The organism is Synechococcus sp. BS55D, from assembly GCF_004332415.1.
Classification (GTDB): domain Bacteria; phylum Cyanobacteriota; class Cyanobacteriia; order PCC-6307; family Cyanobiaceae; genus Synechococcus_C.
Genome location: NZ_PHQT01000001.1, coordinates 610,926 through 621,325, shown reverse-complemented (window position 1 = coordinate 621,325; position 10,400 = coordinate 610,926). Strand labels below are relative to the sequence as shown.

Annotated in this window: 12 protein-coding genes; 4 read left to right on the top strand and 8 right to left on the bottom strand. The window is 64.4% G+C overall.

Annotation, left to right across the window (positions count from 1 at the left end; translation table 11 throughout):
* Nucleotides 1–2: 2 nt before the first annotated feature.
* The 4 genes from CWE16_RS02990 to fabI form a co-directional block, all read right to left on the bottom strand.
* A complete protein-coding gene (locus CWE16_RS02990) occupies nucleotides 3–704 on the bottom strand; it encodes an SIMPL domain-containing protein (RefSeq protein ID WP_236629529.1) in 702 nt (233 codons plus the stop codon).
* Nucleotides 705–913: 209 nt separating this feature from the next.
* On the bottom strand, nucleotides 914–2,401 hold the full coding sequence (locus CWE16_RS02985; RefSeq protein ID WP_131592782.1) for a carotenoid oxygenase family protein: 1,488 nt from the start codon (nucleotides 2,399–2,401) through the stop codon (nucleotides 914–916).
* A 75-nt stretch (nucleotides 2,402–2,476) separates the two neighbouring features.
* Nucleotides 2,477–3,082: an imidazoleglycerol-phosphate dehydratase HisB gene (gene hisB, locus CWE16_RS02980; RefSeq protein ID WP_131455795.1), complete on the bottom strand. Its 606-nt coding sequence runs from the start codon at nucleotides 3,080–3,082 to the stop codon at nucleotides 2,477–2,479.
* Nucleotides 3,083–3,137: 55 nt separating this feature from the next.
* On the bottom strand, nucleotides 3,138–3,920 hold the full coding sequence (gene fabI, locus CWE16_RS02975) for an enoyl-ACP reductase FabI (RefSeq protein ID WP_131456001.1): 783 nt from the start codon (nucleotides 3,918–3,920) through the stop codon (nucleotides 3,138–3,140).
* Between the two features lie 118 nt (nucleotides 3,921–4,038).
* On the opposite strand from fabI, the gene CWE16_RS02970 reads away from it, so the two are divergent.
* Nucleotides 4,039–4,923, top strand: coding sequence for an FAD-binding domain-containing protein (locus tag CWE16_RS02970; RefSeq protein WP_131592780.1), 885 nt, complete (start codon nucleotides 4,039–4,041; stop codon nucleotides 4,921–4,923).
* Nucleotides 4,923–5,372: a hypothetical protein gene (locus tag CWE16_RS02965; RefSeq protein WP_131592778.1), complete on the top strand. Its 450-nt coding sequence runs from the start codon at nucleotides 4,923–4,925 to the stop codon at nucleotides 5,370–5,372. Before CWE16_RS02970 ends, CWE16_RS02965 begins: the two co-directional genes overlap by 1 nt.
* Here CWE16_RS02965 and CWE16_RS02960 read toward each other — a convergent pair.
* Nucleotides 5,357–5,875, bottom strand: a complete 519-nt coding sequence (locus tag CWE16_RS02960; RefSeq protein WP_131592777.1) for a hypothetical protein — start codon at nucleotides 5,873–5,875, stop codon at nucleotides 5,357–5,359. The genes CWE16_RS02965 and CWE16_RS02960 overlap by 16 nt on opposite strands.
* Nucleotides 5,876–5,884: 9 nt before the next feature.
* Between CWE16_RS02960 and CWE16_RS02955 the strand changes: the two genes are divergently transcribed.
* Nucleotides 5,885–6,523, top strand: coding sequence for a thioredoxin family protein (locus tag CWE16_RS02955; RefSeq protein ID WP_131592775.1), 639 nt, complete (start codon nucleotides 5,885–5,887; stop codon nucleotides 6,521–6,523).
* Between the two features lie 10 nt (nucleotides 6,524–6,533).
* Nucleotides 6,534–7,751: a DegT/DnrJ/EryC1/StrS family aminotransferase gene (locus CWE16_RS02950; protein WP_131592773.1), complete on the top strand. Its 1,218-nt coding sequence runs from the start codon at nucleotides 6,534–6,536 to the stop codon at nucleotides 7,749–7,751.
* Here CWE16_RS02950 and CWE16_RS02945 read toward each other — a convergent pair.
* From CWE16_RS02945 to folK, 3 genes are read right to left on the bottom strand one after another with little or no spacing between them, the layout of a single operon-like run.
* Entirely contained in the window at nucleotides 7,727–9,208 is a 1,482-nt protein-coding gene (locus CWE16_RS02945; RefSeq protein ID WP_131592771.1) for an FAD-binding domain-containing protein, read from the bottom strand. The genes CWE16_RS02950 and CWE16_RS02945 overlap by 25 nt on opposite strands.
* The gene (locus tag CWE16_RS02940) at nucleotides 9,208–9,768 is read right to left on the bottom strand and encodes an NUDIX hydrolase (RefSeq protein ID WP_131592769.1); all 561 of its coding nucleotides are present in this window, start codon (nucleotides 9,766–9,768) and stop codon (nucleotides 9,208–9,210) included. The genes CWE16_RS02945 and CWE16_RS02940 overlap by 1 nt, the downstream gene beginning before the upstream one ends.
* A complete protein-coding gene (folK, locus tag CWE16_RS02935; RefSeq protein ID WP_131592767.1) occupies nucleotides 9,746–10,330 on the bottom strand; it encodes a 2-amino-4-hydroxy-6-hydroxymethyldihydropteridine diphosphokinase in 585 nt (194 codons plus the stop codon). Before folK ends, CWE16_RS02940 begins: the two co-directional genes overlap by 23 nt.
* Nucleotides 10,331–10,400: the final 70 nt, after the last annotated feature.

The window sequence follows — 10,400 nt, the reverse complement described above, 5'->3', positions numbered from 1 at the left end:
GTTCAGGAGAGGCAATAATCCAGGTCCAGCGAAAGCGATTGCCCCGGCCTGGGTGCCTCATCTGGACGGAACTGGCGCGCCGTATTGAGGGCATAGGGCAGCGGGCGGATCGAACCACCACGACGCTGGTCAATCCGAAGCAGCGTCACCGTTCGGAGCCCGAGGATGGAGGCCGTGCGCTCAGCCTGCTGACGACCATCGCGCAAGGCCTTTTGGAGCAGCTGATCGGCAAGGGCAGCACCGTCCTGATCGGATGCCAAGGACGTCATCCCCTGGAGGCTGACCCCAGCCAAGCGCCCGGCTGCCTGAATCAGCGCGTCGTAGCGCCCTCGACCCACCTCGCCGCTGATGGTTGTACTCGCCTGCTGCCGACGCGGACCCTGGCTGCCCCCCCCGATGGCATAGGTGCGAGGGGCGGGGACCGTCAGCCGCCCACTGATCAGCGAATCCAGGGTCATCCGCGTCTGCTCGAGCCGCTGATTGAGCTGATCCATCGCCGCAGCGGCCGTGGCACCCTCCGCCTGAATCATCAGGCTGAACCGGAAACGATCGCTACGGGTCTGCCCCTGTTCGGAAACACTCAGCTCCAGCACGGTGCCATTGCAAACCGGCGGATTCGCTGCCGCAGCTGACGCTGCAGGCGGCAGGAACGCAGTCGGTAGCGACACCAAAGCCGTCAACAGAGCCAGGCCCGAACGATTCAACAAGGCTGCCGCGCGATGCGGTCTGGACGGTTTCACAAACACTCGAGAGGGAGACAACGATGGCCACCGTTGTCTAAGTCGTTCCGGCGCAGGAGTTGTGACGGATGCATGACCACAAGAGCGCGAATCATCACCAGATCCATCTGAGCGTTCGGGCAACCATGCACAGAACCGTTGCGATCAGAACCGTTGCGATCAGAAGCGTGCGATCAGTCTGCGGTGACCCAGCTGCCATGCAGGCCATGGGGAATCGCCAAGGGAAGCTCCAAGACCGCCAGCTCGCTGAGATCTGAAGCATCCAGGATCACCAGATCAGAGGCTTTGCGGGCACCGTTCCAGAGCAGCTCAAGCACCCAGCCGTCGTCCTCTGACTCCGCACCGGGACGAGGCACCATCAAGGGCTCACTGACAAACCCATGGGGTGCAGCACTCCAAATCAAACGGTCCCCCGTGTGGAGGTCGAGCTTCTTGATCACTTGAAGCGGGTCGTTGCCCTGCTCGCGAGCTGCCGCCGCCATCCAAGCGAAACGGCAGGGGAGACCCTCCTTGTTGGGGTTCACCATCGCGAATTCGCAGCAACGCTCACTGAGCCGACGGGTCTCCACCCGACCGGTCTTGAGATTGATGCGGCACTGCTCCAGCAACCCTTCAGGAATCAGATCGAAATCAACGGCCGTGAAGTCCACATCGGGACCGATCGAGGGGAAGTCGGCGTAGTAGATGCTCTCCACCACCACATCCCCGTCCTGCTCCCAGGCGTTGAGGTGGTGGAAGACAAAGCCGTCTGGGGCATCGATGATCCGGGGCTTCTCGCCTGCAAAGGCACCGCAATCACGGGGAATTAGCCAGAACTTCGCCTGACCGTCTGGCTTGGATTGCAGACACTGGGCCGCACCTCTCTTGCCAAGCACGAAGGGCAGGGGGTTGAACTCCACAGCGTTCTGCAGGAACACCGCCCAGTTGGGTGTGATCGCGAAGTCATGCAGGAAAGCGAAACCGTTGAAGCTGTCGCGGCGTTCGCTGAGCAGATCCCCAGCCTTGATGCCAGCAGAGGCGTCCGATTCCGTCGCGAACTCCATCAGCCGGATCGTGCTGCGAGGTCCGGTTTTCACTCCGAAATTGACCATGCGCGGCCGGTCGTGATGGCCAGGGTCGAAGCGGGGATGGGCACTGAAGGCCTCGGCTTTCTTGAGCACCCCTCCCAACAAGCTGATGCCGCGGGTCTCCAAGGTGACGGGATCGAGGGCATGGGGCTCCGCCGCTTCCCAGAGAGCGAGCAAGTCGTCGCCCAGTTGCACCACACCGGTATTGGCAATGTTCTTGAGACGCAGATCCAAGGCATTGGCGGCAACCCCTCCAGGCTTCTGACTGCCGAACACCCCGCGATACAGCACCTTCCCGGCTGCCTCCTCCGCCAGCCAGCCGGCGGTGCGCACGAATCGGTTGCTGAGCTTCACGCCGTCGCCGCTGAAGCGCAAGGCCGTGATCATCCCGTCCCCATCGAAGGGGTGATGCACCCTCTGGCCACCACGCTCGAGACGGCCTGGGCCGTTGCGGTACAGGGTGCCGCGCAATGCGGAGGGCACGCTGCCGCGCACGGGAGTCAGCGCCACCTCAGTCAGTTCCTGCTCCACGTTGCGAAAGGCGCTGGCCCAGTCCGCGCGGTTGAAACGGTCAACGGCAGGAGCAACGGTCACAGCGGAAAGCGCAGCAGCGGCTCCATCCTCTCGTAACGGAGTGTGAAGCGCGGATTACACCCCGCTCGGTTCCTGTCAGCTGCCGCCGGCCTGCTCCAGCACGCCTTTACTGCTGGGCACCGATCCAGCCCGGCGGGGGTCGATCTCGGTGGCCATGCGCAGGGCACGAGCAAACGCCTTAAAGCAGGCCTCCACGATGTGGTGAGAGTTCACCCCATCGAGTTGACGGATGTGGAGGGTGAGACCGGAGTTGTTGACTACGGCCACAAAGAACTCCTTCACCAACTCAGTGTCGTAGCTGCCGATCTTCTGGGCAGGAATCTGCAGACCGAAACTCAGATGGGGCCGTCCGGAACAATCCAACGCCACCTGCACCAGAGCCTCATCCAGGGGCGCCACGAAATGGCCGAAGCGATGAATGCCCCGGCGATCCCCTAGCGCCTGGGAGAGGGCCTGACCGACGGCAATGCCCACATCCTCATTGGTGTGGTGATCATCGATGTGGGTATCTCCCCGAGCGGCCACCTCCAGGTCGATCAAGCCGTGACTGCTGATCTGATGGAGCATGTGATCAAGGAACGGCACGCCCGTCTCCACCTGGCAGCTGCCGCCACCATCGAGCCCGAGCTTCACCCGCACATCGGTTTCACCGGTGACGCGATGCACTTCACCTGTGCGCATGGCTTGCTGGCGCCCGAAGCGCTGACTCAGTCAGAACAATCCGATCATGCCGGACTCACATGCCATTGATGCAGTAGCCGGCGTCCACATAGATGGTCTGACCGGAAATCCCACTGGAGAGTTCGCTGAGCAGGAAGGCGGCGGTGTTCCCCACCTCGGTCTGGGTGACGGTGCGGCGCAGGGGCGCCTTCTCCTCCACGTTGTGGATCATGTCGAGGATGCCGCCGATGGCGCTGCTCGCGAGTGTGCGGATCGGACCAGCACTGATCGCGTTGACCCGCACCTGCTTCTCGGGACCCAGCTCAGCGGAGAGGTAGCGAACGGAGGCCTCCAGCGCCGCTTTGGCCACACCCATCACGTTGTAGTTCGGGATCGCCCGCTCAGCGCCGAGATAGGTAAGGGTGACCACGCCGGCCTTCTCGCTGAACAGGGGCTTGGCGTGGGCGCAAAGCGGGGCCAGGGAGTAGGCGCTGATCTCCAGGGCACGGGCAAAGCCCTCGGCGGTGGTGGCGCTGTAGTCGCCGATCAGCTCTTCTTTGCCGGCGAAGGCCAGGCAGTGCACCAAGCCATCGAGCACACCCCATGTTTTCTTGATCTCCGCAAACACCGCTTCCATCTGAGCCGGGTCCTGCACATTCAGGGGCAGAAACAGGCTGGGCTCCAGGGGGGCGGTGAGGTCGCGCACCTTGGTCTCGAAGCGACCCTTCTCATCGGGCAGATAGGTGATCCCGAGCTCGGCCCCAGCGGCCCGCAGCTGCTGGGCGATTCCCCAAGCGATCGATTTGTTGTTGGCAATGCCGGTAACGAGGATCTTCTTGCCCGTGAGATCGAGAAGCATCGGACCGGCACAGAGGTAACTGACGGGGATTCTCCCCCATCCAGGGTCCGCCACCGTCAGATCACTCGCAATCGGACCAACGGATCGACAGGATGACCTTCGCTCAAGCTTCCTGACGGTGCCGCCGCTGCCAACGCCACCCCCCCTGTCTTGGCCTGATCGCCCCGGGGACCTCCCGCGACACCTGGCCGATCGTGATGCCCTGCAAGCCCTACTTAAGGAGACGTTCCCAGAGGCGGAGGGGGGCCTCAGTGGGATCGGCGGGGGCCGCCAGGCGGCGGAGTCCCAGCTCAATCGGCTGGATGCAAAGCGCTACTGGCGCAGCCGTAACCATCTCCAAGGTGCGGTGACCAGGCTGTCGCCCTGGATCCGTCACGGCGTCCTCACCCTTGCTGAGGTGCGCGATGCCGTCTTTGCCCAGTTATCGGGCCGGGGCCAGGGCCAGCAGGAGGGAGGCAAGTTGATCAACGAGTTGGGCTGGCGGGATTTCTGGCAGCGGATGTGGATGGATCTGGGCGACGCCATCCATCACAGCCAGGAGGAGCTCAAAACGGGGCACGATGCTTCCTCCTATGGCCGCACGCTGCCCGAAGACATCCGCGAGGGGCGCACTGGGCTCGCATGCATGGATGGATTTCAGGCAGACCTGGTGGGCAGCGGCTGGTTGCACAACCACGCACGCATGTGGTTGGCCGCCTACGTGGTGCATTGGCGGCGTATCCACTGGAAAGCCGGCGCCGACTGGTTCCTCGAGCACCTGCTCGATGGTGATCCGGCCAGCAATCACCTGAGCTGGCAATGGGTGGCCAGCAGCTTCAGCCACAAGCCTTATTTCTTCAATCGCGACAACCTTGAGCGCTACAGCGAAGGGCGCTACTGCAACGACTGCCCCAGCGCCCAGAACTGCCCCTTTGAAGGCAGTTACGAGCAGCTGGAACAGCGTTTATTCGCCATTCCCATGGCTGGAGCGATTCGCAACGTTCCCGCGCGCAGACGACGCTGATGGACCTCCAGAAACCGATCCTCTGGATTCACGAAGAAGCGCTCGGCCCCAGGAACCCCGCCCTGGAGGATGCCGCCCCAGGAACGCCGGCGCTGTTTGTGTTTGACAGCCACTGGATCCGCGACCAGCGCCTCAGTCGCAAACGCCTGGGCTTTCTTTACGAGTGCGCCCTGGAACTGCCCGTGAGCATCCGCCACGGCGACGTGGCTGCCGAAGTGGTTGGTTTTGCGCAGCACCATGGCGCCGATGGCGTGATCACCAGCGAGGCAGTGGATCCACGCCTGCAACGGATCGCTGCTGCGATCGACCGGGAGCTGCCCCTCTGGATGCTCGAGCCTGACCCGTTCGTCACCCTGCCCAGACCACCACGGCTTGGACGCTTCAGCCGTTACTGGCGCGAGGCGGAACCGGTGGTCTGGGAGGGATTCCCGCCTCAAGAACGGGGTTGACCCCCATGGAGCAGTGCCTCCTCGCGTTGCTGCTCCAGGGCTGGATCCGTCAGCAGATCCTCTTCCTCCAGCGCGGGCAGACGAACGGGCTTGAGTTCTGAGGCCTGCCGCGGCGGCTCCTGCCACTGCCAGCGAGCCTTTGGGGCACGGGCCTTGCAGAGAGCCTCCAGCTCCCTGCGCAGGGCATGACGCACATCCCGACGCTTCACCGCGGCAAAGAACTCCTCCTGATCAGCGAGCCCAGACGAGAAGGGAGCCGTGCCATTGCCGTTGAACAGACGGGCCGGACTCGCCAGCCAGCGGGGCCTGCAGAAGGCGGGATCGCTGCTGTCGGTTTCCAGATACAGATGAAGCCCATAGCCATCGGGCTGGCTGACCACCGCCAGACCGTCATGGGGCTGACGGCGCTGAAGGGGAAAAATCCGCCAGCTCGCTTTCTGGTCGCCGCCACCGCAGCCACTGAGAATCAGCAAGAACAGTGCCGCCGTCCAGAAACGAGCCATCGTTGCCCCATGGTTCTCACACCCTCCACCATGCTGCCGCTGGGCAGCGCCCTTCCGGCTTTTTCGCTGCCGATTGCAACCGGCACGGGACCTGGCGCGACCCATCTCAGCAGCGGCGAGCTGCCGCAACAACCATTGCTGCTGATGCTGCTCTGCAGCCACTGCCCCTTTGTGAACCACATCGAGGCAGAGCTCAGCCGGCTTGATCTGGATTACGGCGATCGGGTCAGCCTGGTGGCCGTCGCCAGTAACAGCTGGATCACCCACCCCGAGGATGGGCCTGAGGCCCTGGCTCGCCAGGCCCAAGCCAACGGCTGGCGATTCCCTTACGGCATCGACCAGGAGCAGACGCTGGCCAAGGCGCTGCGGGCCGCCTGCACGCCGGAGTTCTACCTGTTCAGCCCGCCGGTCAGTCCGCCGGATCAGACAACGGTCGCGTCAGCGGCGCCTCAGATCCTGCGTTACCGGGGCCAGTTGGATGGCAGCCGCCCCGGCAATGGCCTGCCCGTCACTGGCAGCGACCTCCGCTCGGCCCTCCAAGCGGTGCTGGCAGGAGGCACCCCCGGTGCAGATCAGCAGGCCTCGATCGGCTGCAACATCAAATGGCATCCAGGCCAGGAGCCCCCGTGGTTCAGCGGCTCGGCTTAAGGTGCCTGCCATGCAGGTGCCTCCCTTCAGTCTCAGTCAGCAGCTCAGCGATCTGGGAGCGGAGCTCGACGATGCCGTTCTGCGGGTGCTGCGCAGCGGCCAATACATCGGTGGAAGCGAAATCCAGCGGTTTGAGGAGGCCTTTGCCGCGAGCATCGACAGCCCCCATGCCGTGGGCTGCAACAGCGGCACCGATGCTCTGATTCTGGCCCTGCGCGGCCTGGGCATCGGCCCCGGTGACGAGGTAATCACGGCGTCCTTCAGCTTCTTTGCCACAGCCGAAGCGATTAGCGCCGTGGGTGCCACCCCGGTGTTCGTAGATGTGGATCCCGTCACCTATCTGATCGATCTGACTCAGGCTGAAGCGGCCATCACTCCAGCCACCAAAGCGCTCATCCCGGTGCACCTGTTCGGCCGACCGGTGGACATGCACGCGCTGATGACCATCGCCCAGCGCCATGGCCTCAAGGTGGTGGAAGACTGCGCCCAGGCCACCGGTGCGCACTGGAACGGCAAACCGGTCGGCAGCTGGGGGGATGTGGGCTGCTTCAGCTTCTTCCCCACCAAGAACCTTGGAGGAGCTGGCGACGGCGGTGCCGTGACCTGTTGCGATGCCGACCTAGCCCAACGCATGCGCGAACTGGCAGTGCATGGCATGCCCCGGCGCTACCTGCACACGGAGCTTGGCTACAACAGCCGACTCGATGCTCTGCAGGCCGCAGTGCTCAACGTGAAACTGCCCCATCTGGGCCATTGGGTGGAGAAGCGCCGTGCCATCGCCGCCCGCTATCAGGAGGCTCTGGCAGGCCTGCCTGGTCTCCAACTCCCCGACCCCGCCTCGGCCACAGCCGTCGGCCATGGCTGGAACCAGTACGTGGTGCGCGTGCGCCTCTGCCCCGAGAACCAGCCCCATTGCGCCGGACGGTGTGACGCCCCAGCAAGCAGCTTCGGATTACCCAGCAGCCGCTGCCGTGACTGGCTCAAGCAGAGCCTTCAGGAGCAGGGCGTCAACACGATCATCTATTACCCGATTCCGATCCACCGCCAGCCGGCCTATGAGCCCCTTGACCTCGCACCCGGAAGCCTGCCGATCACCGAACAGCTCTGCAGCGAGGTGCTGAGCCTGCCGATCTTCCCTGAGCTATCCAGCGATCAGCAGGACAGGGTGGTTGCCGTGTTGCGCAACCTTCTGGCCAGCACCACTCAGGCGGAGCGAATGGTGGCGTAAAGCGCCTTGAAGCGCGCCTGCTGGGTTTTGTGATTCACCAGCGGCTCGGGATAACCATGCCGCTCCAATGCAGCAATCTCTCCACTGAGCAGATCCTTGGTGTTCACGTGGCGCAACTCCGGCACCCAGCGGCGGATGTACTCCCCTTCCGCATCGAACTTTGAAGCCTGGGTGGCGGGATTAAAGATGCGCAGAGGCTTGGGGTCCATGCCGCTGCTGGCACTCCACTGCCAGCCGCCGTTGTTGGCCGCTAAGTCGCCATCCACCTCCAGCTCCATGAAGGCGCGCTCACCCCAGCGCCAGTCGCAGATCAGATCTTTCACCAGATACGAGGCCACGATCATGCGGCAACGGTTGTGCATCCAACCGGTTTCGTTCAGTTGCCGCATCGCCGCATCAATGATCGGCATGCCGGTTTGGCCATCCTTCCAGAAGTCAAACCAGTCCTCGTTGTTGTCCCAGGGGAACTGACGCCATTGCGGCCGGTAGGGACCGTCCGCCAGCTCGGGAAAATGAAACAGGGCCTGCTGATAAAACTCGCGCCAGCCCAGCTCCTGCTCCCACACCGTGATCGCCTGGAGCTGCTCATCGCTGCGGGCCAACGCTTTGATCTCCTGGGCTGCACACCAGGCCTGACGCGGACTCACCGTGCCCACACTCAGGGCAGCACTGAGATAGGACGTGCCCACCACACCAGGGAAGTTGCGATCGGGCTCGTAGGCCATCAACGGGCCATCCACAAACGTGGCCAACTGCTCCGCCGCCGCGGCCTCCCCAGGCCGACAGGGACACATCTCAGTGCCACGGAAACCATGCTCAGCCCTCAGGCGCTCCAACGCACGCTGACCCTCCAGGCAGAGGCGGCCGAGAGGACCCTCACCGCTGCTGATCGCGTCAAGGGCCGCAGCCTCCAGATCGATCAAGCCGGAGGGAGCGTCAACGGTGCTGGGCTCGCTGCGCTCCACCTGGCCGCGCCAGTTGCGCAGGAAAGGGCCGTAGACCCGATAGGGATCGCCACCGCCGGTCTTGAGCGCCTCAGGCGCCACCAGCACTTGGTCCCAATCCACCAGCACCTTGCGGCCATCGGCCTGCAACGCCTTGGCCACCGCCCGGTCGCGCTCACGGGCATAGGGCTCCACATCGCGACTCCACACCACCGCCGGCACCTCCAGCAGCGCCGCCAACTGCGGCAGCACCGCCACCGGATCACCGGCCACCACCAGCAAGCGGCTGCCTGCTGCACGCCAGCGCTGCTGCAGCTCGAGCAGGCTCTCCACCAGAAACCACAGCCGGGCGGGGGCCATCGGCGGCAGATGCTGCGGCGGGGTGAGGATCGCCGGATCCAGCACGTAAACCCCTGTGACGGCGGGGCCGAGGGCAACGGCAGCGTTCAGACCGGTGTTGTCGGCCAGGCGCAGATCGCGTCGATGCCAGAAGAGCGTGCGTGCCATCGCCATCACAGACCCAACAGCTGCTTGGCGCGGAACCAGGCGGTGACGCTCTTGCCATCGAGCCACTCCTCGCCGGAGGCCAGGCGGGCATCGAGCTCAGCAGGGCTCATCTGCACCACCTCGAGGTCTTCATCGTCGTCACCGGCTGGCGGGTTCTCCAGCGGAGTGAGCTCGCGGGCCAGGAAACAGTGGATCACCTCATCGGAGTAACCGGGGCAGGGGAGCATCGGCCCCAGGGCATCCCAGCGAGCAGCGCTGTAACCCGCTTCCTCTCCCAGCTCCCGCTGCATCGATTCCAGAGGATCTTCCCCAGGCTCAAGGGTGCCGGCGGGGAACTCCAGCAGGCGGGCCTGCACCGCAAAGCGGTACTGGCGCAGCAGCACCACCTGACCCTCATCCGTGATCGGCACCGCCAGGGAGGCCCCTGGGTGGCGAATGATGCCGAAGGTGCCCTCCACCCCAAGGGGCAGCCGGATGCGGTTGCGCTCAAATCGGATCTTGCGCGCATCCAGAGCCTCGAGCGTCTCCAACAACTGGAAAGGTTCAGGAGGCGGCAGCGGAGCCATGGGACGCGGGGAGATCGCTGGGGCCCAGCATGACGGGTTGTTCATCCCAGCTGGCGGATCCCGTCATCGCTGCCAGCAGTGGTTGGAGCACAAAATCGCGCAAATGCAGGCGGGGATGGGGCAACTGCAGGCGCTGGTGGTCGAGGCGCAGTTCCTCCCAGAAGAGGAGATCGAGATCCAACGGGCGCGGCCCCCAGCGCTGCTCCCTGGCGCGATCGCGGCCGAACTGGCGTTCGATGGCATGAAGCTGATCCAGCAATGCCAAGGCCTTCTCAAGGCAAGGATCGCCAAGATCCCCCGTGACCAGCACCACGGCATTGAGGTAGCTGGGCTGATCCGGCGGCCCCCCGACGGGCGCCGTGTCGAGCAGGGGAGACCAGGCGCAGCGGAAGCCCTGATCGCGGCCGTCGTCCCTGCCACTCGCACCATCAAGGCCCGAATCCGCCCATCCCGCCAAGACAACCTCCAGCTGTGGCCGCACCGCCAGCAGAGTCTGGTGGGGACTTCCAGCAGAGCTCGGCAGATTGGCGCCGAGGGCAAGAGCCAGACGGGTGGCGGGCATCCGCGGGTTGCAATCAGTTCCCAAGCCTGATCCAACGCCCGCTGCAGAGCATCAGCGAGACTGGGCCTCC